Origin of the sequence: Synechocystis sp. PCC 6803 substr. PCC-P (genome assembly GCF_000284455.1) — a bacterium.
In the GTDB taxonomy this organism is placed as follows: Bacteria; Cyanobacteriota; Cyanobacteriia; order Cyanobacteriales; family Microcystaceae; genus Synechocystis.
Map to the genome: position 1 here is coordinate 129,721 of NC_017039.1, position 15,847 is coordinate 145,567.

At 50.2% G+C, this 15,847-nt stretch carries 16 protein-coding genes and 1 pseudogene; 14 read left to right on the top strand and 3 right to left on the bottom strand.

Annotation, left to right across the window (positions count from 1 at the left end):
- The first annotated feature begins 70 nt into the window (after nt 1–70).
- Complete coding sequence (locus tag SYNPCCP_RS00585; protein ID WP_010871320.1) at nt 71–466, top strand: hypothetical protein; 396 nt, start codon at nt 71–73, stop codon at nt 464–466.
- On the opposite strand, the gene SYNPCCP_RS00590 is transcribed toward SYNPCCP_RS00585, so the two are convergent.
- Nucleotides 447–1,319, bottom strand: a complete 873-nt coding sequence (locus SYNPCCP_RS00590; RefSeq protein ID WP_010871321.1) for a CPBP family intramembrane glutamic endopeptidase — start codon at nt 1,317–1,319, stop codon at nt 447–449. The two genes, SYNPCCP_RS00585 and SYNPCCP_RS00590, sit on opposite strands and share 20 nt — an antisense overlap.
- Before the next feature lie 76 nt (nt 1,320–1,395).
- On the opposite strand from SYNPCCP_RS00590, the gene phoU reads away from it, so the two are divergent.
- The 8 genes from phoU to SYNPCCP_RS00625 all read left to right on the top strand — a co-directional run bounded on the left by phoU (nt 1,396) and on the right by SYNPCCP_RS00625 (nt 11,287).
- A complete protein-coding gene (gene phoU, locus SYNPCCP_RS00595) occupies nt 1,396–2,070 on the top strand; it encodes a phosphate signaling complex protein PhoU (protein ID WP_010871322.1) in 675 nt (224 codons plus the stop codon).
- 161 nt (nt 2,071–2,231) lie between these two features.
- The gene (rimP, locus tag SYNPCCP_RS00600; protein ID WP_041425902.1) at nt 2,232–2,687 is read left to right on the top strand and encodes a ribosome maturation factor RimP; all 456 of its coding nucleotides are present in this window, start codon (nt 2,232–2,234) and stop codon (nt 2,685–2,687) included.
- 75 nt (nt 2,688–2,762) lie between these two features.
- The gene (gene nusA, locus SYNPCCP_RS00605; RefSeq protein ID WP_010871324.1) at nt 2,763–4,139 is read left to right on the top strand and encodes a transcription termination factor NusA; all 1,377 of its coding nucleotides are present in this window, start codon (nt 2,763–2,765) and stop codon (nt 4,137–4,139) included.
- 63 nt (nt 4,140–4,202) lie between these two features.
- Nucleotides 4,203–4,457: a YlxR family protein gene (locus SYNPCCP_RS16635; RefSeq protein ID WP_010871325.1), complete on the top strand. Its 255-nt coding sequence runs from the start codon at nt 4,203–4,205 to the stop codon at nt 4,455–4,457.
- 259 nt (nt 4,458–4,716) lie between these two features.
- Nucleotides 4,717–7,722, top strand: coding sequence for a translation initiation factor IF-2 (gene infB / locus SYNPCCP_RS00610; protein ID WP_010871326.1), 3,006 nt, complete (start codon nt 4,717–4,719; stop codon nt 7,720–7,722).
- Nucleotide 7,723: 1 nt separating this feature from the next.
- Nucleotides 7,724–8,392 carry a glutathione S-transferase family protein gene (locus SYNPCCP_RS00615; RefSeq protein ID WP_010871327.1) on the top strand — a complete coding sequence of 223 codons (669 nt, stop codon included), beginning with the start codon at nt 7,724–7,726 and terminating at the stop codon, nt 8,390–8,392.
- 182 nt (nt 8,393–8,574) lie between these two features.
- Nucleotides 8,575–10,815 (top strand): glycogen debranching protein GlgX, encoded by a 2,241-nt coding sequence (gene glgX / locus SYNPCCP_RS00620; protein WP_010871328.1) that lies wholly within the window; start codon nt 8,575–8,577, stop codon nt 10,813–10,815.
- Nucleotides 10,816–10,864: 49 nt separating this feature from the next.
- A complete protein-coding gene (locus SYNPCCP_RS00625; protein ID WP_010871329.1) occupies nt 10,865–11,287 on the top strand; it encodes a hypothetical protein in 423 nt (140 codons plus the stop codon).
- A 115-nt stretch (nt 11,288–11,402) separates the two neighbouring features.
- On the opposite strand, the pseudogene SYNPCCP_RS00630 reads toward SYNPCCP_RS00625, so the two are convergent.
- Nucleotides 11,403–11,708 (bottom strand): annotated as a pseudogene (locus tag SYNPCCP_RS00630) (transposase); the annotation flags it as partial.
- Nucleotides 11,709–11,927: 219 nt separating this feature from the next.
- Between SYNPCCP_RS00630 and cobM the strand changes: the two are divergent.
- The 5 genes from cobM (at nt 11,928) to SYNPCCP_RS00655 (ending at nt 15,361) form a co-directional block, all read left to right on the top strand.
- On the top strand, nt 11,928–12,722 hold the full coding sequence (cobM, locus tag SYNPCCP_RS00635) for a precorrin-4 C(11)-methyltransferase (protein WP_010871331.1): 795 nt from the start codon (nt 11,928–11,930) through the stop codon (nt 12,720–12,722).
- A 116-nt stretch (nt 12,723–12,838) separates the two neighbouring features.
- On the top strand, nt 12,839–13,261 hold the full coding sequence (locus tag SYNPCCP_RS00640; RefSeq protein ID WP_010871332.1) for a BlaI/MecI/CopY family transcriptional regulator: 423 nt from the start codon (nt 12,839–12,841) through the stop codon (nt 13,259–13,261).
- Nucleotides 13,261–14,106 carry a M56 family metallopeptidase gene (locus tag SYNPCCP_RS00645; RefSeq protein WP_010871333.1) on the top strand — a complete coding sequence of 282 codons (846 nt, stop codon included), beginning with the start codon at nt 13,261–13,263 and terminating at the stop codon, nt 14,104–14,106. The genes SYNPCCP_RS00640 and SYNPCCP_RS00645 overlap by 1 nt, the downstream gene beginning before the upstream one ends.
- A gap of 234 nt (nt 14,107–14,340) precedes the next feature.
- On the top strand, nt 14,341–14,823 hold the full coding sequence (bcp, locus tag SYNPCCP_RS00650) for a thioredoxin-dependent thiol peroxidase (RefSeq protein ID WP_010871334.1): 483 nt from the start codon (nt 14,341–14,343) through the stop codon (nt 14,821–14,823).
- A gap of 10 nt (nt 14,824–14,833) precedes the next feature.
- Nucleotides 14,834–15,361, top strand: coding sequence for a hypothetical protein (locus tag SYNPCCP_RS00655; protein ID WP_010871335.1), 528 nt, complete (start codon nt 14,834–14,836; stop codon nt 15,359–15,361).
- A gap of 82 nt (nt 15,362–15,443) precedes the next feature.
- Here the strand turns inward: SYNPCCP_RS00655 and SYNPCCP_RS00660 are convergent, their stop codons facing one another.
- Nucleotides 15,444–15,809 (bottom strand): MTH1187 family thiamine-binding protein, encoded by a 366-nt coding sequence (locus tag SYNPCCP_RS00660; RefSeq protein WP_010871336.1) that lies wholly within the window; start codon nt 15,807–15,809, stop codon nt 15,444–15,446.
- Between the last annotated feature and the right edge of the window lie 38 nt (nt 15,810–15,847).

Consider the following 15,847-nt stretch of genomic DNA (forward strand, 5'->3'; position numbering starts at 1 on the left):
CAAACTAATTTCCCGTTAAGCTAGGGACAGTTTTATCTGTTCATTGCATTAATTGAACTCACTACTCACCATGCTGGGAAATTTTCAACATAGCCAACTCCGCATTGAAGTGGAAGCAACGGCACCGGTAATTCGGGACAGCTTAACCAAAATTCCCCAACTGCGGCAATGGTTAGCCCCCCTCCCCCTGGGAGAAGGTTTGCCGGAGCGATTGATCCCCGGTGTTACGCTCCACACTGGTGTGGGTTTAGCCACATTAACCCAAACGGTGGACCGGGTAGGGGATGACCATTTGCGTCTCATACTCAGTGGGACCATTGACGGTTTCCATGAATGGTACTGGGGCGATGGTTGGGTCCAATCCCGTTTGGAAGGTATTTCCCTGTTGCCCCTAAATTTAGGCCAGACCCTTAGTTTACTCAAGCTAAAGCAATTTGTTACCACCGTTAAAAGCCCAGTCGTTTAAGCCAGGGCTTTTCCCCTTGGTTGACTAGCCAAAGTAAGAGGCATAAACCAGCGATACCCATCACTCCGGAAAGAGGATTGCGGTCAATGCCCGTCACCCAAGCCGGCATTTTTTCCGTATAGGTCACTAATTGCCCCACATTGACAATGTAATAGGCCCAGACCATGCCCCCGTGGAGACCAATGCTATGGCCCAGGCGATCGCCATGGCGGCGTTTAGTAATGCCTAAGCTCAAACCCAACAACACCAGAGCGGGAAATTGGGGCAGGGTGCGGATTACTTCTCCTAGGGGCTTCAGGAAATGGAGCACAGCAAAAATAATGGCGTTACTCGCCAAGGAAGTTTTGTTGCCATAACCCTGTTCCAACTCCTTTAGTAACCAACCCCGAAAAAATAGTTCTTCTGCTAGGGCTACTCCCAACCCAGTGAGGCTTCCCTGCATAATAATTGTCCAGAGGCGATCGCCAGCGGGTGCCAGCACGGCCCAGCCCAATAAGCCCTGGATGATAAATAGACCGAAGGTAAAACTAAAACCAAGCCCCAGCCCTCGCAATAACTCCACTCCCTGGCGACGATTCCAGCCCAGACCGTAGACTCCATAGGCTTTTAAAGACAGGGGTGTTTGGTAGCACCAATGACTCCAAAAAATTAGCAGGACCAGGAAAATTAAAAATAAAATCCCCATCACCACAATGGAACGCAAATTGGCATCGGCGATCGCCAGGGAAAGGGGCACCAAGAAAGGCAACCAAGCAGCGGCCAACATTACAATGAACACACCAATTCTCCATGGAGCGGTCAGTTGAGCAATGGCCTGCTGATTGAAATTGAAATTAACGGTTGATTTTGGCATTCCGGTCTTTTCCCATACCCGTAGGTGGTCCTAAATAGTCTGTTCAGTCGATTTCTTTCCCCATCCCCCTAGTATCATGGCCGCCAGTTTATCCCAACAGATTAACAATCCCGAACGTAGTTACTTTGAGCAAGCTCTCAAACGGGTAGAGCAAGACGTACTCCGCATGGGTGCCTTAGTGGAAGAATCCTTCCGCATGAGCCACCAGGCCCTGTTTGAGAATAGGTTAGAAACCCCCCTAAAAATTGCCGAATTGGAAAAGGAAATTGATCGCCTCTACCGCCATATCGAGCAGGAATGCGCCAGTTTCCTCACCCTGCAAGCCCCCGTAGCCCAAGATCTGCGTCTACTCAGCGCCATTATGCAATTAGTGCGGGATTTAGAAAGAATTGGCGACTATGCCCAGGATTTGGGGGAAATTGCCATGAAGTTGACCCGCTATCCCCCACATCCCTGTATGGACGAAATTGCCGCCATGGCCTGGCAAGCCCAACATATGTTGGACCAAAGCCTCGTTTGCCTGACCCAACTGGACCCCAACGCCGGGGAAATTGTCAAAAAAATGGACGACGTGGTGGATGACGCCTACGATCGCCTGTATAAAACCCTCGCCTTCCAACGGGACATTAAGGGCGTAGTGGAACCAATTTTGCTTATGGCCCTAGTGATTCGCCACCTAGAGAGAATGGCCGACCATGCCACCAATATTGCCCAACGGGTTTCCTATATCGTCACCGGCAAAAGGGAATGAGATAGGGTGATTAATGGGGGAGTGGGGAGATTAGGTCGGATGGCCACGAAGATTTGCTAAACTGGACGCAGAGTAGATACGCAACGGTGCGGTCTGCCCCAATCTTGGACTTTTTTCCAGAAGTGGGTGTCCCCCGCTTTTTTTATGCCCAATTGTATTCAATGACCCATCCCGTAATTCCCGACATTCTTGCATTAGCACAGCCCATTGCCGAGGATTTGGGGCTGGAAGTGACGGATGCGGTATTCCAAACCAATAAACGTCCACCGGTGTTGCGGATTGATATCCGTAATCTCCAGCAGGATACTAGCCTTAATGACTGTGAAGCCTTTAGTCGGAGCTTTGAAGCCCAATTGGAGGAAAGCAGTTTGATCGCCAGCGCCTACGTGTTGGAAGTTTCTAGCCCAGGCATTTCCCCATACCTCGCCACGGAGCGAGATTTTATTGCCTTTAAAGGGTTTGAAGTAGTGGTTACCAGTGACAATCCCCACCAGGGCCAAAGTCAGTGGCAGGGGAGTTTACAAGGGCGAGATGGAGAGGCAGTTTACTTAAGCATTAGGGGGAGAACCGTGGCTATTCCTTTGACAGTGGGGTTAACAGTGCGGCTACCCCATTAATTGACCCTGGAGTCTAGCCAGCCTAGGTCTGGGGAAGGGCTAGAGCTTTATCGCAAATATTTTGGAGGATTTTCCATGTCTCTTGTTAGTTTACCGGGGCTCCCGGCAATGATTAGTGAAATTAGTAAGCGCAATAATTTACCCACCACGGCGGTGGAAGAAGCTCTACGGGAAGCTTTATTGAAGGGCTACGAGCGTTTTCGGCGATCGCAGTTGATGGGACACCAATTCCCCGAAGAATATTTCAACAACTTTGAGGTGGAATTAGACACGGAAGAAGAAGGCTTTCGGGTACTTTCCACCAAACGGATTGTGGAGGAAGTGGAAAATTCTGACCAACAAATTTCCCTCAAGGAAGTGCTGGAAGTGGCCGAAGAAGCTCAACTGGGGGACGAAGTAGTGCTGGATGTGACCCCAGAACAAAAGGACTTTGGGCGCATGGCCGCCATTCAAACTAAGCAGGTATTACTGCAAAAACTGCGGGATCAACAACGAAAAATTATCCAAGAAGAATTCCAAGACCTGGAAGGCACTGTTCTCAATGCCCGGGCCCTGCGCTTTGAAAGGCAGTCCATCATTGTGGCGGTGCAGAGTAGTTTTGGTCAGCCAGAGGTAGAAGCAGAATTGCCCAAACGGGAACAGTTACCCAACGATAATTACCGGGCTAACTCCACCTTCCGGGTGTATCTCAAACGGGTACGGGAAGGCTCCCAAAGAGGTCCCCAATTGGTGGTTTCCCGGGCAGCGGCGGGGTTGGTGGTGGATTTATTTAGTGTGGAAGTGCCGGAAATTGAAGAAGAGGTGGTGCGCATTGTTGCCGTGGCCAGGGAAGCCAAACCCCCTTCCCCTTCCGTGGGGCCCCGAACAAAAATTGCGGTGGACACTCTAGAGCGGGATGTGGATCCGGTGGGAGCCTGCATTGGCGCTCGGGGTTCCCGTATCCATGCGGTGGTCAACGAACTCCGGGGGGAAAAAATTGATGTGATCCGTTGGTCCCCAGACCCGGCCACGTATATTGCCCAGGCCCTCAGTCCAGCCCGGGTGGACCAGGTTTACCTCATCCATGCGGAGGAGCGCCATGCCCTGGTAATTGTGGCGGAGGATCAACTCAGTTTGGCGATTGGCAAGGAGGGACAAAACGTCCGGTTGGCGGCCCGCCTAACCGGTTGGAAAATTGACATCAAAGATCCCGAAACCTATGCCCGGGATAAGGAAGCCATTGAACAATCTATTTTGGAGCGGGCGGCGGCTTCAGCCCAGGCCAGGGCAGAACGGGAAGCAGCAGAACAGGAGGCCCAAGCTAAATTAGAAGCGGAAATGGCTGCTTTGGAAGCCGAGGAAGCTGAAGAGTTAGAGGAAACCCCAGAGGCGATCGCCGAGGTGGAAGAAGAAGTAGAGGAATGGGACCAAGACCAAGGGCCGGAGTTAGGGGAGGAAGAAGAGTTAAGCTAGGAAAGGTTGATAATGCCAGCTTTGTGCTAATTTGTCCTGACCACTCCTTGCCCACCGTTGACCATGGCCCCTGGATACCGTCGTTGCCTCAGCTGTCGCAAAGTAGGCGATCGCCGACAATTTTGGCGAATTGTCCGAGTCTATCCATCTCGAACTGTACAATTAGATCACGGTGCGGGGCGATCGGCTTATTTATGTCCGACCCATGACTGTCTGCGTAAAGCTCGCCACAAAAATCTGTTGGGGCGGGCCCTCCGAGCCCCAGTTCCCAGCCATCTCTTTGAGCAACTAGAAGCCCGTCTTCTCACCACTCCCTGAGGCGCTGCCATAAACCCTTTCCCTATCCATCACCATGGATGCCCTCTGCCGAAACTTACCCAGCGGCAGTTATCGTTAGTTAGCATTAGGAGTAAAACCATTTACTATTTCGGCTTCACCTTATCGACTCCGCAAAGCTTTCTTGGGGACAATGCCCCTGGAAAAAGCTAGTGCTCTGTCTGTGCACCTAGTCTTTGCACTCACATAAACCAATTTGTCACTTATTAAATTTATGGATCATTAGTCAGGGGGACAGTGGATGAACAACGCCAAAGTCAGAATTTATGACCTATCAAAAGAATTAAATCTGGAGAATCGAGATATTTTAGACATCTGCGAACGGCTCAACGTGGCTGCTAAAAGTCATAGCAGTACCATCAGTGAATCCGATGCGGAGCGCATCAAAGCGGCAGCTGAAAAATTCACCCCCCAACAACCGAAAAAGCCTAGAGTGGCATCCCGTCCGGAGTCGAAAGAGGATAAGTCAGATCCCAAGCAGCAAAAGATTCTAGCAATTCACCACAAACAGGAAAAATCTGGCGGTCCATCTCCGGCCCGGCCCACCCCCCCTCCCCGGCCAAAACTACAAGCGCCGAAGGCCCCCACGCCCCCCCAACCCCCCGTGGCCAAAGCTTCAGCTCCAAAGATTCAGAAACAGGAAGAGCCTGCCCAGGAAGCGCCCAAAAGTGTTGCTCCCCCCACCCAGCCTTTGGCACCGCCCCCAGTGCCCAGTTTGCAATCTCCCCCCAGTAAGCCAGCTCCCCCTACTCCTCCTGCAAAGAAAGCGGCTCCAGCCCCCCGTTTGGCAGGGCCTCCTGGTCGAACAGCCAGTCCCAACAAAACCGCTGTCCCTGCCCCCGCTAAACCCAAGGTTAACCGTCCGGAAATTGTTAGTTTGAAGGATAATCGGGGTCAAGCCCGCTCCCCCGGTGACAGGGAAGAGAAGGTGGCGATCGCCGCTCCGGAACCACCTAAGCCCAAGGTAGAATTGCGCCGGCCCAAGCCCCCCCGGCCTGAAGAGGACGAAAACTTACCAGAATTGCTGGAATTTCCGCCCCTTAGTCGGGGCAAGGGGGTCGATGGGGACAACGATGCCGATGACGGTGATCTGCTCTCCACCGAGAAACCCAAGCCCAAGCTGAAGCGCCCTACTCCTCCGCGTTTGGGTAAGCCAGATCAGTGGGAAGATGACGAAGACGAAAAAGCCAATAAGGCCAAAGCGGCCAACAAGGGCAAACGCCGGCCCAAAATGGACGACGATGACGATGACCTGGATATAGATGGGGATAATGGACCCAAGCCTACCCTGGTTAGTCTTTCCATTGCCCGTCCACCTAAACCAAAATCCTTGGCGGCGAAACCCAGCACCCCCACTGTGGCCAAGGTTAAAAAGCCCACTCTCAAATCCGAAGCGGGTAGTAGCGCTGGTGGTAGTTCCCGCAGTCGTGGCGATCGCCGGGATCGGAAGGAAGTGGTGCAAAAACCCGAAGTGATCATGTTGGACCGGAGCTTGACTGTCCGGGATCTGGCGGATCTATTAAAAATTTCCGAAACAGACATCATCAAACGGCTCTTCCTCAAAGGGGTAGCGGTGCAAATTACCCAAACCTTGGACGAAGAAACCGCCCGTATGGTGGCCGAATCCTTTGAAGTGGCCGTGGAAACCCCTGAAAGGGTCGCCGCCGCCGCTAAAACCACAGAAATGCTCGACGAAGCGGATCTGGACAACCTCGTACGTCGTCCCCCTGTGGTTACCATCATGGGTCACGTGGACCACGGTAAAACCACGTTGCTGGACTCCATACGCAAAACCAAGGTGGCCCAAGGGGAAGCGGGGGGTATTACCCAGCACATTGGTGCCTACCACGTGGAAGTGGAGCACAACGACAAAACCGAACAGATTGTCTTCCTTGATACTCCTGGCCATGAAGCCTTTACCGCCATGCGGGCCCGGGGAGCCAAGGTTACGGACATTGCCATTCTGGTGGTAGCCGCCGATGATGGCGTCCAGCCCCAAACCAAAGAGGCCATTAGCCATGCCAAGGCCGCCGGGGTTCCCCTCATTGTGGCCATCAACAAAGTCGATAAACCTGAAGCCAATCCCGACCGCATTAAGCAGGAATTGTCCGAACTTGGCCTTCTGGCTGAAGAATGGGGGGGAGACACCATCATGGTGCCCGTCAGTGCCCTCAACGGAGATAACCTGGATGGCTTGCTCGAAATGATTCTGCTCGTATCGGAAGTGGAAGAACTAGTTGCTAATCCCAACCGTCAGGCTAAAGGCACCGTGATTGAGGCTAACCTAGACCGCACCAGGGGTCCTGTGGCTACCCTCTTGATCCAAAACGGTACTCTCCGAGTTGGGGATGCTATTGTGGTGGGGGCTGTGTACGGCAAAATCCGAGCCATGATCGACGACCGGGGCGACAAAGTCGAGGAAGCCAGTCCTTCCTTTGCAGTGGAGATCCTTGGTCTAGGGGATGTGCCCGCCGCTGGGGATGAATTTGAAGTCTTTACCAACGAAAAAGATGCCCGTCTGCAAGCGGAAGCCCGGGCCATGGAAGACCGTCAAACCCGTCTGCAACAGGCCATGTCTTCCCGCAAGGTTACCCTCAGCAGTATTTCGGCCCAGGCCCAGGAAGGGGAACTCAAGGAACTCAACATCATCCTCAAGGCAGACGTACAGGGTTCCTTGGGGGCTATTTTAGGCTCCTTGGAACAATTACCCCAAGGGGAAGTACAGATCCGAGTCCTGTTGGCGTCCCCAGGGGAAGTCACGGAAACCGATGTGGATTTGGCCGCCGCCAGTGGAGCAATCATCATTGGCTTCAACACCACCTTGGCCAGTGGAGCCCGTCAAGCCGCGGACCAAGAAGGGGTGGACATTCGGGAATACGACATCATCTATAAGCTTTTGGATGACATCCAAGGAGCCATGGAAGGTCTCTTGGATCCCGAAGAAATTGAGTCTTCCCTGGGAACAGCGGAAGTGCGGGCTGTCTTCCCCGTGGGTCGGGGTAATATTGCCGGTTGTTACGTGCAGTCAGGCAAAATTATCCGGAATCGTAACCTGCGGGTGCGCCGGGGTGACCAAGTGCTCTTTGAAGGCAACATCGATTCCCTCAAACGGATTAAGGAGGACGTGCGGGAAGTTAATGCTGGCTATGAGTGCGGCATTGGCTGTAGCAAGTTCAACGACTGGAAGGAAGGAGACATCATCGAAGCCTATGAAATGACCATGAAGCGTCGGACATTGGCTACCTAGGATGTTGTTGCTCCAATTCAGCACTTCCCACTATTGCCGCAAAGCTAGGCTGGCCTTGGGTTATAAGGGCATTATTTACCGAGTTAAAAATTTAACTCCCGGTGTCCATGCCCTGCAACTTAAACCCAAGACCGGTGCCACTACTGTGCCAGTACTTTGTCCAGAACTCCCAGGACAACCGGAATGTATCAGTGATTCCAGCGAGATTTTCCGCTTTTTAGAGGAATTTTCCCCCGATCGCCGTTTATTTCCCCTGGAAGCGGAACAGAGATTGAGGGCGGAGTGGCTGGAGGATTGGTTGGATGAAAGTATTGGTACGGCAACCCGGTTTGTTTATTACGACTACCGAGCTGGGGCAGGCAAGGCCATTGACCCATCCCTTGCCAGTCAGATGGTCATTCAAATTGTCCGCCGTCAGTACAACATCAATGGCACCACCGTTGCCCTAGCGAAAAAACGATTGGCCCTGGCTTTCCGGGTTCTATCTGTTTGGCAAGATCAGTCCTATCTTTGTGGTGACCAGTTGACCATAGCAGACCTAACGGCCGCCGCTTTGCTTAGTCCCTTGGCATTGTTACCGGAATATCGAGAGTCCGTACCTTGGTTGTTTGAGCGCATCAAGGAAATCCATTTAATTTGTGGGGAACCGTTGCCGCCGGGTCTAGGTTAGGGATCGTTAAAAACCGGGTGCGCCAGAAAGTTTTAGTCACTCCTTTTACTTGCCAGGGCTAAACTAACTTTCCACCACGGGAAAAAACATCCGGCGATGACAAGGGCGATCGCCCTTGTTTCCCTTTTCCAAAGGTTTGCTAGTTTTAAGGGAAAGAATCTGAACAATTTTTGGAATTGCCTGTGCCACAGTTGATATCTGTTCCCAACCTGTCCACCGATGTCCACCTTGGCCAAACGTTTCCCTTAGGGGCAACGGTCTACGCCGATGGGGTTAATTTCTGCTTGTTTTCCAAACATGCGGAAAGGGTCACGCTATTGTTGTTTGATCGCCCTAATGATCCGGCCCCGGCCCGCACCATTGAGCTTCATCGAGGACGGAACCGCACCTTCTACTACTGGCATGTTTTTGTGAAGGGTTTAAAGGCGGGGCAGGTTTATGCTTACCGTGTTGATGGGCCCCACGAACCGGAAAAGGGCCATCGGTTTGACCCGGACAAAGTTTTGCTCGACCCCTACGCCAAGGCGATCGTCGGGAAGGATATTTACGACCGCAAAGCAGCCATGGCCCTCGGAGATAACTGCGCCCAGGCCCTACGCAGCGTGGTGGTGGACACCAGTGTGTACGACTGGGAGGATGACCATGCCCCCCGCACGCCCTACGCCGCCAGCATTATCTACGAACTCCACGTCGGGGGCTTTACCCGCAACCCCAATTCGGGCTTAAGCGAAAACAAACGGGGCACCTATGCAGGATTAATTGAAAAAATTCCCTACCTCAAGGAATTGGGCATTACAGCGGTGGAATTATTACCGGTGCATTATTTTGACCCTGAAGATGCCCAACCAGGACTGACCAACTATTGGGGTTATAGTACCATCGGCTTTTTTGCGCCCCACCAAGGCTACAGTGCTGCCGATGATCCCCTGGAAGTGGTAGACGAATTTCGGGACATGGTCAAAGCCCTGCACAAAGCGGGCATAGAAGTGATTTTAGATGTGGTCTTTAACCACACTGCGGAGGGCAACGAAAAAGGCCCCACCCTTTCCTTCCGGGGCATTGATAACAGAACCTATTACATCCTCGATGAAGATAAAAGTTCCTACAGCAACTACAGCGGTTGCGGTAATAGCGTTAAGGCTAATCACCCCGTGGTGGGGGGTCTAATCCTTGATTCCCTGCGCTACTGGGTATCGGAAATGCATGTGGATGGCTTTCGCTTTGATTTGGCTTCCGTACTGGTGCGAGATACCAAAGGAGTGCCCCTCCATGGTAGTGAAATTGCCACCGCCAACATCATCTGGGCGATCGAATCCGACCCGATTTTAGCCGGTACTAAATTGATCGCCGAAGCTTGGGATGCGGCGGGACTGTACAGCGTCGGTAAATTTGTGGAGTTGGCAGACTGGTTTGCGGAATGGAACGGTCCTTTTCGGGACGATGTGCGTCGCTTTGTCAAAGGGGATAATGGCGCAGTGCCAGCATTGGCTAGCCGCCTACTAGGTAGCCCCGACATTTACTATCGCCAAGATACGGATATTAACCGCAGTATCAACTTTGTCACCTGCCATGATGGTTTTACCCTGGTAGACCTGGTTTCCTACAACGAAAAACACAACGAAGCCAACGGAGAAAAGAACCGAGACGGGACCAATGATAATTTCAGTTGGAACTGTGGCGTGGAAGGGGAAACCGATGACCCCAAAATTAATCAACTGCGACTGCGGCAAATTAAAAACTTTCTAACTATTTTATTCTTTTCCCAGGGTACGCCGATGTTGCTGATGGGAGATCCGGTGGGCAGAACCCAGCAGGGCAATAATAACGGCTATTGCCAAGATAACGAACTAAGTTGGTTCGACTGGAGTGGGGAAGAAACCCACAGCGATGAAACTCACTTTTTGCGGGGCATTATTGCTTTGACCCAAAGCCTATCCCTATTTCTTGAGGAAAGTTTATTGCCGGTGCTAAATTTTGCTCTACCCCGCTTTCCCGATGAAAATGACGGCTCTGAGGGGGATGGCCAGGACGGGGAAGAACCCGTTTATAAACCCCTCCCTCCAGTGGACGAAGCAGCTCTGCGGGAAATGTATCTTAAAGCAACTAAGGATTTACCGGGCTCCTGCGTGGTTTGGCATGGAGTGAAACTAGCCCAGCCCGATTGGTCTTACACTTCCCATACTTTAGCGGTCACCCTATTCCATCCAGGAGCGGAGGAAATTCTCCATCTGATCTTTAATGCCTATTGGGAACCGCTGAATTTTGAATTGCCCCCTCTAAACGATGGTTTGATTTGGCATCGACTGGTGGATACCTATTTACCAACTCCGTTGGACTTCCAGGAGCCGGCGATCGCCTCTCCGGTTGAGGGAGAAACATATTGGGTTCAGCCCCGTTCTTCTGTGGTGTTAATGGCAAAATAGTCTAATTTACTGAGTTTTTGCCCAATTAACTTTTTAGCCCATTGGAACCATGAGATTAATTAAACAAATTGTGGCTTTTCTTTTGCTTTCCCTGGGAATTCCTTTGGGGCTCTACTGTGTGGTGGAAATTTTCGACTCCACTAAGTCCCAGGAAGACCGGGATGGAGCGGCGGCGGCTCTGATGATTTTTTCCCTGCCCATGAGTGCCCTGGGGGGTGGGCTACTCTGGAGTGCGGTCCATGATGGCAGAAAGCAACAACAACAAATCACTATGGCGACCTCGGAGAACCTCAGAAAAATTTTCTTCCAAATTCTAGAGGAAAATAAAAACACCATTACGGTTTTACAGTTTTGCAAGGCCGCAGAAATTGATGGTAAGGAAGCCAAAGAATATTTGGACCAAAAGGCGATTGAGTTCAATGCCACCTTTGAAGCTAGTGAGTCCGGTGGTATTATTTATAAATTTCCCTAAATTTGAACAATGTAGTTTATCTAACATTGTTACACTCGCTTTTTTGGAAATCTCTAGCAATCTTAGCATTAAATATGTAATTATAGTTATAGTTATTTCAAATAAGAGTGAAGCACTAGACGATGCAATAAGACCGAATCACTTCATCAAGGGATGTTCCGACAGGGGCATACATTCTGATTCTTTTTAACGCACTAAAATCATGCTCAATATCATTTAAATCAGGAGAGTACTTCGGTAAAAATACAACCTCACGACCGGCTTCTTTAACCAATTCTTTAATGGCATTTTTACGATGAATGGAAGCATTATCCATTGTTAAGACTGATGGAATGCTGAGTGATGCTAAAAGATACACTCTCAACCATCCTTCAAAGCCTTCTGCATTCAAGCTTCCTGTAAAGATCATTGGTGCAATTATAGCTGATTAGTACGACTATAAGGTACTAGAGTATTAGGAGTTCAACAAAGACTAATAATAAAATTTTCTATGATAATAAAAGCGAAAATGACAATTTAGGCATTTAAACTAAATATTTAAAATGGTCTTAATTGTGAAAATTTTACGCAATTTATAGTTATCGATAAATGCTATTTGTTTTTCTTATACCTCCCAGATAATCTTTATAAAAACGTCTTCATGGATTCACAAAACTCTTCTTTTTCTCCAGCGGTTTATTTTGTTGGGGCGGGCCCCGGTGATCCGGATTTATTGACCATTAAGGGGCAAAAGCTTTTGCAGGCGGCGGATTTAGTCCTCTATGCCGATTCCTTGGTGCCCAAACAAATTTTGGCGGACGTCAGACCCCAGGCGGAATGTGTTGCCACCGGGAATAAAACCTTGGAAACCATTGTGCCTTTGATGATCACAGCGGTGCGCCAAGGCAAGATTGTGGTGCGACTCCATTCCGGCGATCTAACCCTCTACAGCGCCATCCACGAACAAATGCAAGCCCTGGGAGAAGCGGATATTCCCTTTGTCTGTGTGCCGGGTATTAGCGCCTTTCAAGCGGCGGCGGCGATCTTAAACTGTGAACTTACGGTGCCTGATCTCGTGCAAACCATTGTGCTAACCCGCATTAGTGGTGCGGCTTCGGCGGTGCCAGAACGGGAAGAGTTAGCAGGTTTAGCGTACCACCAAGCTAGTTTGGGGTTATACCTGGCGGCGCGCCATGTGGAAAAAGCTCAGAACCAATTGTTAGAGCATTATCCCGGCGACACTCCCGTAGCGGTTTGTTTTCGGGTGGGTTGGCCCGATGAAAAGATTTGGTTAGTGCCCTTGGCAGAAATGGCAGCCTTAAGTTTGCGGGAAAATTTAATCCGCACCACCCTTTACCTGATTAGCCCAGCTTTAAAGACTGATTTACCCCGGCGATCGCGCCTTTATCATCCCGACCATAGCCATTTATTCCGTCCAGTCCGTCCCCTATTGTGACAACCAGTTAAGTCTGAGGATATTTTTGCTTTCATAGCTTGTTTTCTTCCTGAGGGAAGTTAGGATTAGTGATGGGGGTTATTCCCTCCAAAAAGAATTAGTATTTTCTCCTCCCCATGAGCTGGATTCCCCCCTACCGTCCCCAACAATTGTCCCTGGGCCCCCTGGAGCAGGAAATTTTACAAATTATCTGGCAATTGGGCCAGGCCACGGTGAAAGATATCCACGATCGCATTTTGAGCGACCCTGACCGGGAATTGGCCTACTCTTCGGTAACCACGGTGTTAAATCGGCTCACAAAGAAGGGCTGGTTAGTGTGCCATCGCCAGGGCAAAGCCTTTATTTGGACGGCAAGGGTGAGTGCAGACCAGGCCAAAGCGGTGCAGTCCTACGAACAATTACAGCAGTTTTTGGCCATTAGCAATCCCGATGTGGTGGCCGCCTTTGCTGACAGTTTAGACACCGCTAGCATTGACCAGTTAACGGCGATCGCCGATCGTTTGCGGGCGGCCCGACAACAGCGACAGGAGGAGAAATAATGCACAGTATTTTGTTTGCCATTGCAGTTTTAATTGCCTTTGGCCTGCGTTGGGCCATTCGTTGCTGGCCGGGCGGATTATCTTGGTCCATAGCGTTAGGCTTTTTTGCCCTTCCCCCCCTACTGTTGATTACCACTAGCATGGCGATCGCCTGGATGGGCTGTGGTTGGATGTTTGGCTTCCCCGCTAGCATGGGCAGTCACTTTCTCGCTTGGCTATTTTTGCTCTGGACAGCAGTTTGTGTTGCCAACCTTACCTGGCAAACTTGGCAAACGTTGGCGGCGGTAAAAGTTCATCCGTTGGCCGATTGGCAAGGACAAAAAATTCGTCTTTTGGATACTCCTTTTCCCTACAGCGCCCAGGTGGGATTATGGTCACCGGAACTGGTAGTAAGTCAGGGTTTATTGAAATTGCTGTCTCCGGAACAGGTAAATGCGGTCTTAGCCCATGAAAATGCCCATCGTTTTTACCGGGATACTTGGACGTTTTTCTGGTTAGGATGCCTGCGTCGCCTAACTTTTTGGCTACCGGAAACGGAATCTTTATGGCAGGAATTACTGTGGCAGAGGGAATGTCGAGCCGATCGCCATGGGGCAAAAAACTGTGATCCCTTGCTCCTGGCGGAAGCCCTGGCCCTAGTGTCCCAAAATTCCATCGTTGCCAATCCCATTCCTTTGGCAGTGCCCTTTTCTGGTCAACAAGACCGCTTACTAGCCCGCATTGACCATTTACTAGGTTTTTCCATTACCCCGGATTCCCACCGTTTAGCTAGCTGGGTTGGATCTTTCCTTCTCCTGGTGATCGCCATTTTGCCCCTGATTTTGATTCCTTTACATATAAAGTAAGTTCAAGCTATTCAGGTGAGATTTTAAGTAATACCAAATTTTAAAATGATAGATACGATTCCTAATCCCCCCGCCTATCGGCTTCCCCCCTTCTCAACCGGAGCTTTAGTGAGGAGGGCTAGGGGGGATATCTCTTGACCCGTCGCTGGAATTTAACGAATTGGTATAACAATTATCACTCCTGTAAAAGTTCCCAAGATCATTTCTCTTAAGACATTTAAGAATTTTTTTAACATGGCCACTGCCTTAGAAACTAATCAACCAGCCCCGACTTTCTCCGCCCCCAATGCTGAGGGGAAAACAATTTCCTCCGATGATTTTTTGGGGCAGTGGTTAGTGCTTTATTTTTACCCCAAAGACAATACCCCCGGTTGCACCACTGAAGCGATAGATTTTAGCGAAAAGTTACCGGAATTTACAGATTTAAATGCTGTTGTTGTCGGTGTTAGTCCGGATTCGGAAAAAAGTCACGGCAAATTTATTGACAAGCATAATTTAACCGTTCAACTGCTCAGTGATCCGGAACACGAATTAGCGGCAGCCTATGGCGCTTGGGGACCGAAAAAGTTTATGGGCAAAGAGTGTGAAGGCATTCTTCGTTCTACTTTTTTGATCAATCCCCAGGGGAATATTGCCCACATTTGGCCTAATGTCCGGGTTAAGGGCCACGCAGAAAAGGTATTGGAGAAATTGCAACAGTTGAATAGCGCTGATTAGTTAATTGTTTATGCGAAAATCACTTTCGGGCAAGCAAATCCTTCAGCCTTGGCAGAGTTTCAGCGTTAACCTAATCGATTTTTATCGGTATCGATTGCTAAATTGGTTAACCCTTGGTTTGATTTGCTTCAGTTTAAATGCCTGTCAAAGTGCCCCGCCCCCTTTGGAATTTGCCCCTGACGGTGCGGTGGTACAGCAAGCAATTACTTTCCAACTTAATCGTACCCAAACTGCCCTGAGCCAACATTTAAACGCCCCGACCCCAGATTTTGAAATTAGCAAAATCAATGTCAAAAATATTGAGGCGATCGCCGTGGATAATTTACCGGCCTATCACCTGACTGGGGGATATGATTTAAAACTAATTTTGCCCCGGCAAACGGTGACTCAAAAACAGAATCCCTTCGATCTTTACCTACAGCGGCAAAGTGAAGGCAAAAGTTGGCGGTTGTTAAAAAAAGACATTGACCCCCGCACTAACGAGGAAAAATGGGGCAGTTATCTAGTGGAGCTACAAGCAACGGAGCCCGAAAGTTAACTAAGTTGACGGGTTAAAAACTAAAATTCACCTTGGCTAGAGAGAATTAGCAATTAACTTTGGCTTTCCCACCATTGCCCGTCTAAGAATTTTCCAGCCATGTTTCCACACTTTTCACCTTTTCATCCATGGTTTGGGGGCGATCAGTGCGGGTACCAAAACGCATGCTGGAAGTGATGCGGGGGGCTCCCAGGGCATGGACAGCTTCATGGCAAGCCTTAACTGCGGCAAAAACTTCGTCCCAATCCCCTTCAATGTTGGTGCCGTAGGCATGCATGGTATGTTTCAGCCCCGCTTCGGCCAGTACTTTCTGGCAAGCGGCCACATACTGACCCACGGAAACCCCCACACCCAGGGGCACAACACATAAATCCACAATCACGTTCATAGCTTTTACTCGTCGGTAATGGCTGACGACAATCTCAAATTTCCCTAGATTTTGACACACTCCTGCCGTCAATTGGAGGGGCAGGTTAGCTGTTGATA